We start from the raw sequence: 16,349 nt of genomic DNA on the forward strand, positions 1-16,349 counted from the left end.
CGGGTCTCAGCCTTCGCGCTCCTCCATCACACAGAGGATGTTGCCCTCGCTGTCCTTGAACCAGGCGCCCCGCATGGTGTCCGACTCGGCCACGCCGTCGACCGTCTTGATGCCGGGCAGGTCGTAGTCCTCGAACGTGACGCCCTTGGAGCGCAGCGTCGACATCTCCGCGTCGAGGTCGTCGACCTTCCAGCTCGCCAGGGTGTGGTCGGCCTTGCCGCCGTAGGGCGTCTCGTAGAGGCCGATGATCGTGCCACCGCACTCGTACCTGGTGTCCTCCGGGGACTCCTTCGTGAGGGAGAGGCCGAGGGTCTCCGAGTAGAACTGCTTGGCCCGGTTCATGTCACTGACCGGAATGATCGCGGCTATGGGGGAGTCCGACAGCATCGCAACCACCTCCTTCCCCCAGGCTACGCGCCCCGGAGGTCCACGATCCGCTTGATCTTGCCCACCGAGCGCTCCAGCGTCTCCGGGTCGACCACCTCCACGTCCACGGAGACCCCGACCCCGTCCTTCACCGCCGCCGCGACCGCCCGGGCCGCCGCCTCGCGCTCCTCGGGCGTCGCGTCCGGGCGGGCCTCGGCCCGCACGGTCAGGGCGTCGAGCCGGCCCTCCCGGGTCAGCCGCAGCTGGAAGTGCGGAGCCACGCCCGGGGTGCGGAGCACGATCTCCTCGATCTGGGTGGGGAAGAGGTTCACCCCGCGCAGGATGATCATGTCGTCGCTGCGTCCGGTGACCTTCTCCATCCGGCGGAACACCCGCGCGGTCCCCGGCAGGAGACGGGTGAGGTCACGGGTCCGGTAGCGGATCACCGGCATGGCCTCCTTGGTGAGCGAGGTGAAGACCAGCTCGCCCTCCTCCCCGTCGGGCAGCACCTCGCCGGTGAACGGGTCCACGACCTCCGGGTAGAAGTGGTCCTCCCAGATGTGCAGGCCGTCCTTGGTCTCCACGCACTCCTGCGCCACGCCGGGGCCGATCACCTCCGACAGGCCGTAGATGTCGACCGCGTCGATCGCGAAACGCTCCTCGATCTCCCTCCGCATCTCCTCCGTCCACGGCTCCGCGCCGAAGACGCCGACCTTCAGCGAGGTGGAGCGCGGGTCCACGCCCTGCCGCTCGAACTCGTCGAGCAGCGTCAGCATGTAGGAGGGGGTCACCATGATGATCTCGGGCCGGAAGTCCTGGATGAGCTGCACCTGCCGGGCCGTCATGCCGCCGGACGCCGGGATCACCGTGCACCCGAGCCGCTCCGCGCCGTAGTGGGCGCCGAGACCGCCGGTGAACAGGCCGTACCCGTAGGCCACATGGACCTTGTGTCCGGGGCGTGCCCCGGCCGCGCGCAGGGAGCGGGCCACCACGTCGGCCCACATGTCCAGGTCGGCCTGGGTGTAGCCGACGACGGTCGGCCGGCCGGTGGTGCCGCTGGAGGCGTGGATCCGCCGGATCCGGGACTGGTCGACGGCGAACATGCCGAAGGGGTAGTGCTCGCGCAGGTCCGACTTGGCGGTGAACGGGAAGCGGGCCAGGTCCGTGAGCGTGCGGCAGTCGTCCGGGGTCAGACCGGCCGCGTCGAAGGAGCGCCGGTAGAAGTCCACGTTCTCGTACGCGTGCCGCAGGGTCGTGCGCAGCCGCTCCAACTGGAGGGCCGCGAGCTCCTCGCGCCCGAGCCGTTCGCCGCTGTCCAGCAGTTCCGTCATGCGCCGCTCCTCCGCCGTCGTAAAACGGACAACCGATCATTCGGTTGATCCGTTCGGGGTCAGTAAAACCGGAGGCACCCGGGGCTTGGCAAGGGGTGGGAGGACTTTTCCCGCCCGGACGGTCACCCGCCGCCGCCCGGACGGCGGAGCGCTCGCGGCGCTCGCGGGGCGGCCGCCGCCACCCGGCGCTCCCACCCGTTCGCGCCGCACCCGGATGACGTACACCACCGTGCGTTACATCTGGACGCGGAGAGTGACGCACGAGTCCGCGAACGCCCCAGAAAGCGAGTCATCCATGTCGGTCGACACCGAGCCGGCGGCCACCCCGCCCGCCATCGAGCTCCGCCAGGTGCAGCTCAGCCTCAGCACCGCCGCCGCCCGCAACCTCGCCACCACCACCAAGTCCGAACCCCAGATGCAGGGCATCAGCTCCCGCTGGCTGCTCCGCAAGCTCCCCTGGATCCACACCCCCGGCGGCGTCTACCGGGTCAACCGGCGCCTCTCGTACGTGGTCGGCGACGGCCGCGTCACCTTCGTCAAGAGCGGCTCCAGGGTCGAGGTCATCCCCGCCGAGCTGGCCGAACTCCCGCTCCTGCGCGGCTTCGACGACCCTGCCGCGCTCGGCGCCCTCGCCGACCGCTTCGTCCAGCAGGAGTACGAGCCCGGCCAGATCATCGTGAACGCCGGCAGGCCGGCCGACCACGTCCACCTCATCGCGCACGGCAAGATCGAGAAGCTCGGCACCGGACAGTACGGCGACGAGACCCTCCTCGGTCGGCTCGGCGACGGCGACACCTTCGGCGGCCAGGTGCTCGCCGGGGACGGGACGTGGGACTTCACCGCCAAGGCCGTCACCGCCGTCACCCTCCTCGCCCTGCCCCGCACCGCCTACCTGGCCGTGGCCGAGGAGTACGAGAACCTCCGCGACCACGTCCAGGGCGCCGGGACCAACGGCCACCGCCGCCCCGTCAACCGGGCCGGCGAGGCGGCCATCGAGCTCAGCGCCGGTCACGTCGGCGAGGCCGCGCTGCCCGGCGCGTACGCGGACTACGAACTCAGGCCGCGCGAGTACGAACTCAGCGTCGCCCAGACCGTCCTGAAGGTCCACACCCGCGTCGCCGACCTCTACAACCAGCCGATGAACCAGACGGAGCAGCAGCTCCGCCTGACCGTCCAGGAGCTCCGCGAGCGCCAGGAGCACGAGCTCGTCAACAACCCCGAGTTCGGGCTGCTCCACAACACCGACTTCGACCAGCGCATCCAGACCCACTCGGGCCCGCCGACCCCCGACGACCTCGACGACCTGCTCAGCATGCGCCGCGACACCGACTACATCTTCGCCCACCCCCGGGCCATCGCCGCCATCGGCAAGGAGTGCAACAAGCGCGGTCTCGTGCTCGGCACCGTCGACGTCGAGGGGCGCCACATGCCGGCCTGGCGCGGAGTGCCCCTCCTCCCCTGCGGGAAGATCCCGGTCACCGACCGGCAGAGCTCCTCGATCATCGCCGTCCGCACCGGCGAGAACAACGAGGGCGTCATCGGCCTCCACCAGACCGGTCTGCCCGACGAGATCGAGCCCGGCCTCAACTGCCGCTTCATGGGCATCGACGAGAAGGCGATCATCTCCTACCTCGTCTCCACCTACTACTCCGCCGCGATCCTCGTGCCGGACGCGGTCGGCATCCTGGAGAACGTCGAGGTGCGCCCGCGCGCCTGACCGCCGGCCGGGCGGGGCCGGGCGGGGGCCGGGCGGGGGTCGGGCAAAACCCGTTGCCCGGCCCCGGACGCCGGTGCTGGAGTGGCCGCCATGGAACCCCAGCACCTGCGTGACCTCCACGACCTCCAACTGCGCCGCGAGGCCCGCCCCGACGGGCCCGGCTGCCGCGTCGAGCACATCGACGGCGTCGTCCGCCAGACCGGCCCCGCGCACGCGTGGAACGGCGTCCTCTGGTCCGGCTTCGACGCGCCCGCCGCCGACGGCGCCATCACCGCGCAGATCGAGCACTACCGCGCCGCCGGCCTGTCCTTCGAGTGGAAGCTGTACGCGCACGACACCCCCGCCGACCTCGGCGACCGGCTCCGCGCGGCCGGCTTCACCCCCGAGGAACCGGAGACCCTGATGGCGGCCGAGGCCGCGGCCCTGCCCCGGGAGGCCCCGCTCCCCGAAGGCGTCGAACTCCGCGCGGTCACCGACGAGGCCGGGGTCCGCCAGGTCGTCGAGGTCCACGAGCGCGCCTTCGGCACCGACAGCTCCGACCTCGGCCGCCAACTCCTGGACCGGCTCGCGGCCGACCCCGACACGATCACCGCCGTCGTCGCCCTCGCCGCGGGGGAACCCGTGAGCGCCGCCCGTCTGGAGCTGTACCCCGGCACGGACTTCGCGGGCCTCTGGGGCGGCGGCACCGTCGAGGGCTGGCGCGGCCGCGGCCTCTACCGCGCCCTTGTCGCCCACCGCGCCCGCATCGCCGCCGACCGGGGCCACCGCTACGTCCAGGTCGACGCGGCGGACACCAGCCGCCCGATCCTCCGGCGCCTCGGCTTCCTGACGCTGACGACCACAACGCCGTACGTGTACGAGGTCTGAGCCCGGGGCCTGTCTTTCGGATCGGGCCGGGCTCGCGGGGCCTGATCCGAAAGGCAGGCCCTACTCCTGGCCGTGCGCGGCCACCACGGCCCGCAGGAGCCCCGGGAAGCGCTCCTCGAACTCCTCGCGGCGCAGGGCGTTCATGCGGGAAGTCCCCGCGTAGTGCTGGCGGATGAGGCCGGCCTCGCGCAGGACGTGGAAGTGGTGGGTGGCCGTGGACTTGCTGACCGGCAGGTCGATGGCCCCGCAGGCCAGGTCCTCGCGCGCCGCGTACAGCTCGGCGACGATCCGGCGCCTGACGGGGTCGACCAGGGCCTCCATGACCTGCTGCAGACCGATCTCGCGCATGTCGGGGTGGGGCGGGACGCGGTCCCGTCGGCCGGTGCCTGCCGCTGCTCTCATCGTCGTGTCGACCTCCCGGAGCATCGTACGACAGGGGTCGAAGTTTCATGTGCATCGAAGTTTGACAGTAGTCGAACCTTGCGCTTGGCTGGGGCGCGGCGGCGGAGCGGTCCGCGCGCCGCCGTCACCGAGCGGGGAGGGGAAGCCCGATGAGCAAGGCCAGGACGGTGCGGTTCCACGAGTACGGCGGTCCGGAGGTGCTCCGCCTGGAGGACGTCGAGGTGGGCGAACCGGGCCCCGGCGAAGTCCTCCTCCGGGTGGAGGCCATCGGCCTCAACCGCGCCGAGGCCCTCTTCCGCGGCGGCCACTACATCGAGCCGGCCCGGCGTTTCCCCGCCCGGCTCGGCCTGGAGGCGGCGGGTGTCGTCGAGGCCCTCGGCGAGGGAGTGAGCGGGCTCGCGGCCGGACAGGCGGTGAGCGTCGTGCCCTCGTTCTCGATGAACGACCACGGCGTCTACGCCGAGCGCGCGATCGTCCCGGCCGCCTCCCTCGTCCCCCGCCCCGAGGGCCTCGGCCCCGTCGAGGGCGCCGCCGTCTGGATGCCGTACGTCACGGCGTACGGCGGGCTGGTCGAGGTCGGCGGGGCGCGCGCCGGGGACACCGTCGTCCTGACCGGCGCCTCCAGCAGCGTCGGCCTGGCCGCCATCAGGACCGCGCACCGGATCGGCGCCACGCCCCTCGTCACCACCCGCACCCGGGCCAAGAAGGACGCCCTGCTCAAGGCGGGAGCGGCCGAGGTGATCGTCACCGACGAGGAGGACGTCGCCGAGCGCGTACGGGACCTCACGGGCGGGCGCGGCGCCGACCTCGCCTTCGACGGGGTCGCGGGACCCGGCCTCACCGACCTCGTCAGGGCCGTCGCCCCCGGCGGCACCGTGCTGCTCTACGGGGCCGTGAGCGGGCTCCCCACCCCGTACCCCGGCTTCGACCTCGGAATGCCCGCCGTCTCCCTGCGGACCTACACGATGCCGGAGACGACCAGGGACCCGGAACGGCTGCGCCGGGCCCGCGCCTTCGTCGAGTCCGGACTGCGCACCGGCTTCTTCGAACCCGCCGTCGACCGCACCTTCACCCTCGACGAGATCGTCGCGGCGCACCGGGCCATGGAGGCCGGCCACCAGGTGGGCAAGATCGTCGTGACCGTGCCCCACTAGGGAGTGTCGGGCCAGGGGGTGTCAGGCCGCCCAGTGCGCGGGGCGGTCGAAGCCCTCCGGGAGGCGGGTCGCCGCGTTCCCGCGCGCCGAGTTCAGCTGGGGCTGCGTCAGGAACAGCGCGCCGGTCAGATCCGCGCCCGACAGGTCGGCGTCCCGCAGGTCGGCGCCGATCAGGTCCGTGAGCGACAGGTCCGCCCCCGTCAGGTCGGCCGCGATGAGCAGCGCCCCGCGCAGGTCCGTGCCCCGCAGCTTCGCCCCGCGCAGCCGCTTGCCGATCAGGTCCGCCCCGCGCCGGCTCCTCGGCCGGCCGCCGGCCGTGGCGCGGACCAGCTCGCTCGTCCTGAGGAGCAGCGGATTGACCTCGGCGCGCACCGCGGCCACGTCCAGCTTCTCCAGGGCGTCCGGAGCGCCCCCGGCGAGCTCCTCGACCCGGGCCAGCGCGGCCCGCAGCTCGGCGTGGACGGGGCGGGCCGTCCGCAGCGCCAGGGCCTCCGTGAGGTAGCGCAGCAGCTCGTGCAGCTGGCGCACCACCGGGAACACCTCGTACATCTGCCGGGCCGTCTCCGGCGCCTCGCGCCAGGACACGCCGCCGAAGGTCACCTGGGAGACCCGCTGGCCGGCGCCGAAGCAGTCGTACACCGTGCAGCCCTGGAAACCGCTCGGCCGCAGCCTGGTGTGGATCCCGCAGCGGAAGTCCTCCTGGAGGTTCCGGCAGGGCTCGCCCGACGACTTGTTCACGGCGAAGTCGGCCGACCTGGCGAAGGGCAGCGCCACGCAGCACAGGCCGAAGCAGTTCGCGCAGTCGCCGCGCAGTGCGGATTCCCGGGTGTCGGGCACGGTGGAACGGTTCCTTCGCGGTTCGGGGACGGTTCTCCCACCGTATCGCGCCCCCGGCGCCGCACGGTCTTCCCGGTGCTGTGACCTCGCGCTTCGTCGTCGCGCTTCGTCGTCGTGCTCTCGGCGAAACCGATTGCGGTGATCCACCGGGACCGGTGAGGATCGGCGGCATGCCGACGTTCACGACCCATGACGGAACCGAACTCGCCTACCGCGTACAGGGGGAGGGGGAGCCGCTCGTCTGCCTGGCGGGCGGGCCGATGCGCGACGCCGGTTACCTCGGGGACCTCGGCGGACTCGCCGCCCACCGCGCCCTCGTCCTGCTCGACGCCCGCGGCACCGGGGCGAGCGCCGAACCCGCCGACCCCGGCACGTACCGCTGCGACCGGCAGGTCGGCGACGTCGAGGCCCTCCGCGCGCACCTCGGCCTGGACCGGATCGACCTCCTCGGCCACTCGGCCGGCGGGAACCTTGCCGTCCTGTACGCCGCCGCCCACCCCGAGCGGATCCGCTCCCTCGTCCTCGTCACCTCCCTCGGACGCGCCCTCGGCGTCGGGACCACCGACGAGGAATGGGACAAGGCCGCCGAGGTCTTCGCCGACCGGCCCTGGTACCCGGAGGCCAGGGCCGCCCTGGACGCGATCGGCCCGGACACCCCGCTGCGACGCGTCCACGAGATCACCGCCCCCTTCGCCTACGGCCGCTGGGACGCCGCCGCCCAGGAGCACGCGGCGGCCAACGGGCCGGAGACGAACTGGGCGGCCGCGCCCCTCTACCACGGCGAGGGCGCCTACGACCCCGAGGCGACCCACCGCGCGCTCGGCGCGCTCACCGCGCCGGTCCTGATCCTGGCGGGCGAGTACGACGCGAGCCCGACACCCGCGAAGGCGGCCGAGGCGGCGGCCTTCTTCCCGCACGCGGAGCTCGTCGTCCAGCCGGGCGCCGGACACTTCCCCTGGGTCGACGACGCCGGTGCCTTCGCCCGCACGGTCGCCGCCTTCCTCGACCCGGCCGTGCGCACGGTCACCGTGGACGGGGTACGGCTCGCCTACCGGGTCGCGGGAGCCGAGGACGCCCGGCCCGTCGTCCTCGTCCACGGCCGCGGCGAGAACAGCACGACCTGGACGGAGATCACCGAGGACCTGGCCGTCGACCACCGGGTGTACGCGGTCGACCTGCGCGGCCACGGACTCAGCGACCGGCCGGGACGCTACGGCTTCGAGGACTTCCGCGACGAACTCGGCGGCTTCATCGAGGCCCTCGGCCTCGCCGGCGCCGACGTCGTCGCCCACTCGATGGGCGCCGGCGCCGCACACCTCCTCGCCCAGCGCGAAGCCGGGCTCATCGGCCGCCTCGTCCTGGAGGAGGCACCGGCCTTCGTCCCGCTCGACCCGCCGCGCCCGGCGGCCGAGCGCCCCGAGGACCCCCTCGCCTTCGACTGGGACATCGTCCCGACCACCGACGCCCAGCTGAACTCCCCCGACCCGGCCTGGCGCGAGGGGCTCGCCGCGATCACGGCCCCCACCCTCGTCATCGCCGGCGGTCCGACCAGCCACATCCCGCAGGACCAGCTGTCCGGGCTCGCCGACCGCATCCCGGACGCCCGCCTCGTCACGATCGAGACCGGCCACCTCGTCCACAACGCCCGGCCGGTCGAATTCCTCACAGCCATCAGGGGGTTCGGGGTGTAACCCCGACTGCGACCTCAACCGGCGATCGTGGCAGGGCTGTTGCGGATTGCGAACAGCCGGCACGAGGGGCTGTTGTCCTCGGGCCAGGGCGAGGCGATCGACACCCTCGACCAGCAGGGTGCCGTTGAACAAGGCACAGCTGAAGCCGGCGGAGGAGAGGGGACTCATCCCGATCCCGTCGGACGAGTACCTGCCCAAGCCCCCGCCGGGGGAGCGGGGCGGTCACGCCGAACAGAACATCCTCCACTTCCTGAACCGGAGGCGCCAGGCGAACGGCGGGGAGAGCCGGCTCCCGACGCACGGCGCGGCGTCCCGGCCGGTCTGCCCGGACGTCTGCCCGCCGATCATCCGGGCCGCCGCCGACGACGGCAAGGCCGTCGCGTACGACGAACCCAACGGCACCTGTCCGAAGTTCCACCGGCCCGACAACCACCCGAGGAGGAAGGAGGAAGGCCATGGAGTACGAAGCCGTCGGAGCCGAGCCCACCGCCACCGAGGACCTGCCGGGGCTCGGCTCGGCGCCGGGACAGCTCGACTGCCTGCTCGTCAGGGACCACGCCCACTGGATCGTGGCCCGGGACGGGGCGTCCGTGGAGGTGGGCCGGGTGTCGGGCGACACCGGCACGGTCTTCGACACGCGGTACGGCGGCCGGCTCTCCAGCGAGGAGAAGGCGTCCGTCACCCCCGTCCCGGGCGGCGGACTGGCCGTGAGCGGTGCCGACTCCGTCACCCTCCAGGAGGCGGACGGAACCGTCCGCTGGACCTTCGCGCACCGCCCGTGGCCCAGCGGAGCCCGCGGCGCCTGCGCCCCGGACCCCTCGGGGGCCGCCCTGCTCGCGGTCGTGCAGCCCGCCCTGGAGACCGACCGGACCGAAGTGCTCGTGGCCCTGGACCCGGCCACCGGCGCGGTCCTGACCGAGACGCGGCTCCCGACGAGCCGGGGAGCGGCTCACCCGCTACGACGCCCCGGCGCGCCCCCGGACGGTGGTGAAGGCGGACGACGTCCTCCCGGACGGCCTGGTCTTCACGGGACGGCCCGGCTTCCTCGACGAGGCACGGGTCCTCGCGCCGGTGGGCGAGGGCCCGTGGGAGGAGGAATGCCGCCACTTCCTGCTCGACGCCGTGGACCTGCGGCCGCGGGCCGAGGTCGCGTACCCGCCGGGCGTCGAGGTCGCGTCCCGCGTGCTGCCCCTCGGCGACGGCACCTGGCTGACCTTCGACGGCGACACCGTCCGCCGCTGGCGCACCGGCCGACTCCCTCAGGAGGCGTCCGTGTCCGCCTCCACCGCCACCGCGCGGGCCCAGCGGTAGTCGGCCTTGCCGCTGGGGGAGCGCTGGATGCGGTCGGTGAGCACCAGTTGGCGGGGGACCTTGTAGCCCGCCAACTGCTGCCGGCAGTGGGTCTGGAGGGACTCCAGGTCCAGCGGCGGGGCGTCTGGGCGGAGTTGGACGACCGCGGCGACGTGGTTGCCCCAGCGGGCGTCGGGGACACCGGCGACCAGCGCGTCGTACACGTCGGGGTGGGACTTCAGGGCCTGCTCCACCTCCTCCGGGTAGACCTTCTCGCCCCCGGTGTTGATGCACTGCGAGCCGCGGCCCAGGACGGTGACCACCCCGCTCTCGTCGACGGTCGCCATGTCGCCGAGCAGCACCCAGCGCACCCCGTCCCGCTCGAAGAAGGTCTCGGCGGTCTTGGCCGGGTCGTTGTAGTAGCCGAGCGGGACGTGGCCGCGCTGGGCGAGCCGGCCGGTCTCGCCCGGCGCGACGGGGGCGCGGGTCGCCGGGTCCACGACCTGGGTGCGTTCGTTGACGTGCAGCCGGAAGCCCTTGGCCGGGCCGGAGTCCTCGGTGGCGCGCCCGTTGGAGCCGGACTCGGTGGAGCCGAAGTTGTTGAGCAGCAGGACGTTCGGCATGAGCTCCTGGAGCTCGGCCCGTACCGTCTCGGACATGATCGCCCCGGAGGAGGAGAGGCTGAAGAGGGCGGACAGGTCCGTGCCCTTGAGCGGTCCGCGCAGCGCGTCCACGAGCGGGCGCAGCATCGCGTCCCCGACCAGGGAGATGCTGGACACCTTCTCCTTCTCCAGGGTGCGCAGCACCTCCTCGGGCACGTACTTGCGGTGCAGGACGACCCGCTGCCCGTAGTTGAGGGCGATGAACGCGGTCAGGGTGGAGGTGCCGTGCATGAGGGGCGGCGCGGGGAAGAAGGTGATGCCGGCGCCGCCGGCCGCGACCCGCTCCGCCAGCTCCTCGGGACGCTTCACGGGCTCGCCCGAGGGGTCGCCCCCGAAGAGGCCTGCGAAGAACAGGTCCTCCTGCCGCCACAGGACGCCCTTGGGCATGCCGGTGGTGCCGCCGGTGTAGATGATGAACAGGTCGTCGGGCGAGCGGGGGGCGAAGCCGCGCTCCGGTGAACCGGACTCCTCCGCCTCGGCGAACGGCACGCAGTCGAGCGCAGGGGCGTCCTCGGGAGGGGTCCCCACCCGCACCAGGTGCCGCAGCTTCTCCGTCTGCGGCAGCGCCGCCGCGACCCGGCCGGTGAACTCGGCGTCGAAGACGAGTGCCGCCAGGTCGGCGTCCCGGTAGAGGTAGACGAGCTCCTCCTCCACGTACCGGTAGTTCACGTTGACCGGCACGATCCGCGCCTTCAGGCAGGCGAGGACGGTCTGCAGGTACTCGACGCCGTTGTACAGGTGGAGGCCGAGGTGTTCGCCGGGCCGGATGCCCGCGTCGGTCAGGTGGTGCGCGATCCGGTTGGCGGCGGCGTCGAGCTCGGCGTAGGTGAGCCGCCGCTCCTCGCCCGTGCCGGGATGGTCGACGTACACCAGCGCCTCGCGGTCGGGGACCACGTCGACGACCGATTCGAACAGGTCGGCAAGGTTGTACTCCACCGTTCCTCCTGACCCCGGTTCGCCGGTTCACATGGACGTGGCGGTCATTAGAGCGTCGACCGGTCACCGGGGGAAGGGGATGCGCAGAAGAATCTGACTGAGTGTCAGAAAACTATTGAACTGGGCCCCCGGCTCCTGCAACCTGTTCCAGAACTGGAGACGGGAGACCCCCATGGGCGGCACCGAACACCTCAGCGTCCGGCGCGAAGGCGCCACGCTCGTCCTCACCTTGAACCGGCCCGAGGCCAAGAACGCCCTCTCGCTGCCGATGCTCGTCGGCCTGTACGACGGCTGGCTGGAGGCCGACGCCGACGACACCGTCCGCTCCGTCGTCCTCACCGGCGCGGGCGGCTCCTTCTGCGCCGGCATGGACCTCAAGGCCCTGGCCGGGAAGGGCATGGAGGGCGAGCAGTACCGGGACCGGCTGAAGGCCGACCCCGACCTGCACTGGAAGGCGATGCTCCGCCACCACCGCCCCCGCAAGCCCGTCATCGCGGCCGTCGAGGGCCACTGCGTCGCCGGCGGCACGGAGATCCTCCAGGGCACCGACATCAGGGTCGCCGCGGCCTCCGCCACCTTCGGCCTCTTCGAGGTCCGGCGGGGCCTCTTCCCCATCGGCGGCTCCACCGTCCGCCTGCCCCGCCAGATCGCCCGCACCCACGCCCTCGAAATGCTCCTCACCGGCCGCCCGTACAGCGCCGACGAGGCCGCCGCCATCGGCCTCGTCGGCCGGGTGGTCCCCGACGGCACCGCCCTGGACGCGGCCCTCGACATCGCCGAGCGCATCAACGCCTGCGGGCCGCTCGCCGTCGAGGCGGTCAAGGCCTCCGTGTACGAGACGGCCGAACTGCCCGAGACGGAGGGGCTCGCCGCCGAACTGAAGAGGGGGTGGCCGATCTTCGACACGGCGGACGCGAAGGAGGGGGCGAGGGCGTTCGCGGAGAAACGGGCGCCGGTGTACCGGCGGGAGTGAGTCCTTCCCCACCCCGCCCCTTCCCGAAACCGGGGGCTCCGCCCCCGACCCCGTACGGCCTTCGGCCGTGCCCTCAAACGCCGGGCGGGCTGAATTTCAGCCCCGCCGACGTTTGAGGCGCGGGGTCGGGGGCGGAGCCCCGGTTCGGGAGGGGGCGGGGCGGGGGAGAAGCCCCGCGCAGCGGCCCACCCGCGCCCCACGCCCACCACCCCCACTCAAGGAGCCCGCCCATGACCGTCACCGACCCGCCGGAGGCCCTCCGCGCCCCCCTCGTCGTCGAGTTCCCCTTCACCCGTTCCCTCGGCCCCGTCCAGTCCGCCTTCCTCACCGGGCTGCGCGAGCGCACCGTCCTCGGCGTGCGCACCGAGGCGGGGGAGGTGCTCGTCCCGCCCGTCGAGTACGACCCCGCGACCGCCGCCGAACTCCGCGAGCTCGTCGAGGTCGCCCCCACCGGCACCGTCACCACCTGGGCCTGGAACCCCGAGCCTCGCCGCGGGCAGCCCCTGGCGACCCCCTTCGCCTGGGTCCTCGTGCGTCTCGACGGCGCCCACACCGCCCTCCTCCATGCCCTCGACGCCCCCGGCCCCGAAGCCGTCCGCGCCGGCCTGCGGGTGCGGATCCGCTGGGCCGCCGAACGCTCCGGCGCGATCACGGACATCGCCTGCTTCGAACCGTACGAGGGCGACGAGGGCGGTGAGAGCACGCGGGAGCGCGAACCCGCCCCGCACGACGGCCGGTTCGAGGACCCCGTGACCGGCATCGTCGCCCCCGCCCGCCTCGACTACACGTACAGCCCCGGCCGCGCCCAGACCCGATACCTCCACGGGCTCGCCGAGCGCCGCACGGTCGGCGAGCGCTGCCCCTCCTGCGCCAAGGTGTACGTGCCTCCCCGCGGCGCCTGCCCCACCTGCGGCGTCGCCACCACCGACCAGGTCGAGGTCGGCCCCCGCGGCACCGTCACCACCTTCTGCATCGTCAACATCAAGGCGAAGAACCTGGACATCGAAGTCCCCTACGTCTACGCCCACATCGCCCTCGACGGCGCCGGGCTCGCCCTCCACGGCCGCATCGCCGGCATCCCGTACGACGAGGTCCGCATGGGCCTGCGGGTCGAGCCCGTGTGGAGCGAGGACGGCCGCTACCCGGACCACTACCGGCCCACCGGCGAACCCGACGCCGATTACGACACGTACAAGGAGCTGCTATGAGCCGGGACGTGGCGATCGTCGCCTTCGCCCAGAGCGACCACCGACGGCACACCGACGACCTCTCCGAGGTCGAGATGGTGATGCCCGTGCTGCACGAGGTGCAGCGGCTGACCGGTCTGAAGGCCGCCGACATCGGTTTCACCTGCTCCGGCTCCTCCGACTACCTCGCCGGACGCGCCTTCTCCTTCACCATGGCCCTCGACGGCGTCGGCGCCTGGCCGCCGATCTCCGAGTCCCACGTCGAGACGGACGGCGCCTGGGCGCTCTACGAGGCCTGGGTGAAGCTCCTCACCGGCGAGGCCGACACGGCCCTCGTCTACTCCTACGGCAAGGCCTCGCCCGGCTCCGTCCGCGACGTCCTCACCCGCCAGCTCGACCCGTACTACCTCGCCCCGCTCTGGCCCGACTCCGTCGCCCTCGCCGCCCTCCAGGCCCAGGCCCTCGTCGACGCCGGGGACACCGACGAACCCGCCCTCGCCGCGATCGCCGCCCGCAGCCGCGAGGACGCGAGGGCCAACCCCCACGCCCAGCTGCCCGGCGCCCGCCCCCAGGGCACATACGCCGTCCGGCCCCTCCGCACGGGCGACTGCCCGCCCATCGGCGACGGCGCCGCCGCCGTGATCCTCGCCGTCGGCGACCGGGCCCGCGAACTGTGCGAGCGCCCCGCCTGGATCCGGGGCATGGACCACCGGATCGAGGCCCACTCCCTCGGCGTCCGCGACCTCACCGACTCGCCCTCCACCCGCCTCGCCGCCGAACGCGCCGGAGCCTTCGAAAGGCCCGTCGACACCGCCGAACTCCACGCCCCCTTCACCTCCCAGGAGGTCGTCCTCAGGAAGGCCCTCGGTCTCGACGACACCGTGCGGGTCAACCCCTCCGGCGGCGCCCTCGCCGCCAACCCCGTCATGGCCGCCGGGCTGATCCGGCTCGGCGAGGCCGCCGCCCGCATCCACCGCGGCGAGTCCGACCGCGCCCTCGCCCACGCGACCTCCGGCCCCTGCCTCCAGCAGAACCTGGTCGCCGTCCTGGAAGGAGACCCCCGTGGCTAAGGAGCCCGTGGCCGTCGTCGGCATCGGCCAGACCAAGCACGTCGCCGCCCGCAGGGACGTCTCGATCGCCGGACTCGTCCGCGAGGCCGCCCTGCGCGCCCTGGAGGACGCCGAGCTGACCTGGGCGGACATCGACGCCGTCGTCATCGGCAAGGCCCCCGACTTCTTCGAGGGCGTCATGATGCCGGAGCTGTACCTCGCCGACGCCCTCGGTGCGGTCGGCAAGCCCATGCTCCGGGTCCACACGGCCGGCTCGGTCGGCGGCTCCACCGCCCTCGTCGCCGCCAACCTGGTCTCCGCGCGCGTGCACCGGACCGTCCTCACCCTCGCCTTCGAGAAGCAGTCCGAGTCCAACGCCATGTGGGGCCTCTCCCTGCCCGTCCCCTTCCAGCAGCCCCTGCTCGCGGGCGCCGGAGGCTTCTTCGCCCCGCACGTGCGCGCGTACATGCGCCGCACCGGCGCCCCCGACACGATCGGCTCCCTCGTCGCGTACAAGGACCGGCGCAACGCGCTCAAGAACCCGTACGCCCACCTCCACGAGCACGACCTCACCCTGGAGAAGGTCCAGGCCTCCCCGATGCTCTGGGACCCCATCCGCTACTCCGAGACCTGCCCCTCCTCGGACGGCGCCTGCGCCATGATCCTCACGGACCGCGCCGGAGCCGACCGCGCGCCACGGCCGCCCGCCTGGGTGCACGGCGGGGCGATGCGCAGCGAACCCACCCTCTTCGCCGGCAAGGACTTCGTCTCCCCGCGGGCCGGCCGGGACTGCGCCGCCGACGTCTACCGGCAGGCCGGCGTCACCGACCCCCGGCGGCAGATCGACGCCGTCGAGATGTACGTGCCGTTCTCCTGGTACGAACCCATGTGGCTGGAGAACCTGGGCTTCGCCGAGGAGGGCGAGGGCTGGAAGCTCACCGAGGCCGGGGTGACCGAGCTCGACGGCGACCTGCCCGTGAACCCCTCGGGCGGGGTCCTCTCCACCAACCCCATCGGAGCCTCCGGGATGATCCGCTTCGCCGAGGCCGCGCTCCAGGTACGGGGGGACGCCGGCGAGCACCAGGTCGAGGGCGCCCGCCGGGCCCTCGGCCACGCCTACGGAGGCGGCGCCCAGTTCTTCTCCATGTGGCTCGTGGGGGACACCCCGCCCACCGGCTGAGCTCCCGCGAGGGGCCTACCCTGGCCCGCATGAACGCGGAACGCGACCTCACCCGGCTCCTCGCCGGGATGCGCCCGGAACTCGACCCCGGCCGCTACGTCTTCACCACGGTGGACGGCCCCGCCCCGGCCGGGGTCGCCCCCGTCGTCACCGTCACCGAACCCGAGGGCCTCACCCTCGTCGTACGGCAGGAGGAGGCGGACGCCGCCGGCCTCCCGTACGACTACGTGGCCGGCCGGATCACGCTCCGGGTGCACTCCGCGCTCGACGCCGTCGGGCTCACGGCGGCCGTCGCGGGCGAGCTCGCCGCCGCGGGTCTGAGCTGCAACGTGGTGGCCGGTTTCCACCACGACCACCTCTTCGTCGAACACGACCGTGCGGGTCAGGCGTTGGACCTCCTGAACGGGCTCTCGCGACGGTCGGCCGACTCGGCCGAATGAGGGGCACGGGCGGGGCCGCCCCGAGCCCGGAAGCCGCTCGTCCGGGCGTCCCCGTCCCGGTCGGCCGCCCGTGTGGCGGACCCTCCGTGGCCGGGCGGGCGCCCCGCGTGACCGTGACCGTGGAGGTCTCCGGGCCGCCACGCGGCTGAGGCGCCCGTGAGGCTCCCGGAGGTGCCGCCGACCGACCCGGCCGACCCGGCCGGCCCGCGCCATCTACGACAACTGCAACAGCCTGCACACCAACGCCTACGACGAGGCCGTCACCAC

15 protein-coding genes are annotated in these 16,349 nt (G+C 73.3%); 10 read left to right on the forward strand and 5 right to left on the reverse strand.

The window, feature by feature from the left end:
• Positions 1-6 precede the first annotated feature (6 nt).
• Positions 7-387, reverse strand: coding sequence for a VOC family protein (locus ABZ318_RS22620; protein WP_356904282.1), 381 nt, complete (start codon positions 385-387; stop codon positions 7-9).
• A 23-nt stretch (positions 388-410) separates the two neighbouring features.
• A complete protein-coding gene (paaK, locus tag ABZ318_RS22625) occupies positions 411-1,697 on the reverse strand; it encodes a phenylacetate--CoA ligase PaaK (protein WP_356904283.1) in 1,287 nt (428 codons plus the stop codon).
• A 295-nt stretch (positions 1,698-1,992) separates the two neighbouring features.
• On the opposite strand from paaK, the gene ABZ318_RS22630 reads away from it, so the two are divergent.
• Both ABZ318_RS22630 and ABZ318_RS22635 read left to right on the forward strand, forming a co-directional pair.
• Positions 1,993-3,414, forward strand: coding sequence for a family 2B encapsulin nanocompartment shell protein (locus ABZ318_RS22630; RefSeq protein ID WP_356904284.1), 1,422 nt, complete (start codon positions 1,993-1,995; stop codon positions 3,412-3,414).
• A gap of 90 nt (positions 3,415-3,504) precedes the next feature.
• Positions 3,505-4,281 (forward strand): GNAT family N-acetyltransferase, encoded by a 777-nt coding sequence (locus ABZ318_RS22635; protein WP_356904285.1) that lies wholly within the window; start codon positions 3,505-3,507, stop codon positions 4,279-4,281.
• 60 nt (positions 4,282-4,341) lie between these two features.
• Here the strand turns inward: ABZ318_RS22635 and ABZ318_RS22640 are convergent, their stop codons facing one another.
• Complete coding sequence (locus ABZ318_RS22640; protein WP_356904286.1) at positions 4,342-4,683, reverse strand: helix-turn-helix transcriptional regulator; 342 nt, start codon at positions 4,681-4,683, stop codon at positions 4,342-4,344.
• A 149-nt stretch (positions 4,684-4,832) separates the two neighbouring features.
• Here ABZ318_RS22640 and ABZ318_RS22645 point away from each other — a divergent pair, with 149 nt between their 5' ends.
• Entirely contained in the window at positions 4,833-5,837 is a 1,005-nt protein-coding gene (locus ABZ318_RS22645) for a zinc-dependent alcohol dehydrogenase family protein (RefSeq protein WP_356904287.1), read from the forward strand.
• 21 nt (positions 5,838-5,858) lie between these two features.
• Here ABZ318_RS22645 and ABZ318_RS22650 read toward each other — a convergent pair whose 3' ends face one another.
• Positions 5,859-6,674, reverse strand: a complete 816-nt coding sequence (locus ABZ318_RS22650; protein WP_356904288.1) for a pentapeptide repeat-containing protein — start codon at positions 6,672-6,674, stop codon at positions 5,859-5,861.
• A gap of 170 nt (positions 6,675-6,844) precedes the next feature.
• Between ABZ318_RS22650 and ABZ318_RS22655 the strand changes: the two genes are divergently transcribed.
• Both ABZ318_RS22655 and ABZ318_RS22660 read left to right on the forward strand, forming a co-directional pair.
• On the forward strand, positions 6,845-8,365 hold the full coding sequence (locus ABZ318_RS22655; RefSeq protein WP_356904289.1) for an alpha/beta hydrolase: 1,521 nt from the start codon (positions 6,845-6,847) through the stop codon (positions 8,363-8,365).
• Positions 8,366-9,352: 987 nt separating this feature from the next.
• On the forward strand, positions 9,353-9,676 hold the full coding sequence (locus ABZ318_RS22660; RefSeq protein ID WP_356904290.1) for a hypothetical protein: 324 nt from the start codon (positions 9,353-9,355) through the stop codon (positions 9,674-9,676).
• Here ABZ318_RS22660 and ABZ318_RS22665 read toward each other — a convergent pair.
• Positions 9,625-11,253: an acyl-CoA synthetase gene (locus ABZ318_RS22665; protein ID WP_356904291.1), complete on the reverse strand. Its 1,629-nt coding sequence runs from the start codon at positions 11,251-11,253 to the stop codon at positions 9,625-9,627. The genes ABZ318_RS22660 and ABZ318_RS22665 overlap by 52 nt on opposite strands.
• 172 nt (positions 11,254-11,425) lie before the next feature.
• Here ABZ318_RS22665 and ABZ318_RS22670 point away from each other — a divergent pair, with 172 nt between their 5' ends.
• The 5 genes from ABZ318_RS22670 (at position 11,426) to ABZ318_RS22690 (ending at position 16,082) form a co-directional block, all read left to right on the forward strand.
• Entirely contained in the window at positions 11,426-12,226 is an 801-nt protein-coding gene (locus tag ABZ318_RS22670) for a crotonase/enoyl-CoA hydratase family protein (RefSeq protein ID WP_356904292.1), read from the forward strand.
• A gap of 230 nt (positions 12,227-12,456) precedes the next feature.
• Positions 12,457-13,434 carry an OB-fold domain-containing protein gene (locus ABZ318_RS22675; protein WP_356904293.1) on the forward strand — a complete coding sequence of 326 codons (978 nt, stop codon included), beginning with the start codon at positions 12,457-12,459 and terminating at the stop codon, positions 13,432-13,434.
• Positions 13,431-14,483: a thiolase domain-containing protein gene (locus tag ABZ318_RS22680; protein ID WP_356904294.1), complete on the forward strand. Its 1,053-nt coding sequence runs from the start codon at positions 13,431-13,433 to the stop codon at positions 14,481-14,483. The genes ABZ318_RS22675 and ABZ318_RS22680 overlap by 4 nt, the downstream gene beginning before the upstream one ends.
• Positions 14,476-15,642: a thiolase domain-containing protein gene (locus ABZ318_RS22685; protein WP_356904295.1), complete on the forward strand. Its 1,167-nt coding sequence runs from the start codon at positions 14,476-14,478 to the stop codon at positions 15,640-15,642. Before ABZ318_RS22680 ends, ABZ318_RS22685 begins: the two co-directional genes overlap by 8 nt.
• 29 nt (positions 15,643-15,671) lie before the next feature.
• Positions 15,672-16,082 carry an ACT domain-containing protein gene (locus ABZ318_RS22690; protein ID WP_356904296.1) on the forward strand — a complete coding sequence of 137 codons (411 nt, stop codon included), beginning with the start codon at positions 15,672-15,674 and terminating at the stop codon, positions 16,080-16,082.
• The last annotated feature ends 267 nt before the right edge of the window (positions 16,083-16,349 follow it).

It is taken from the genome of Streptomyces sp. NPDC006197, from assembly GCF_040613865.1.
GTDB lineage: Bacteria > Actinomycetota > Actinomycetes > Streptomycetales > Streptomycetaceae > Streptomyces.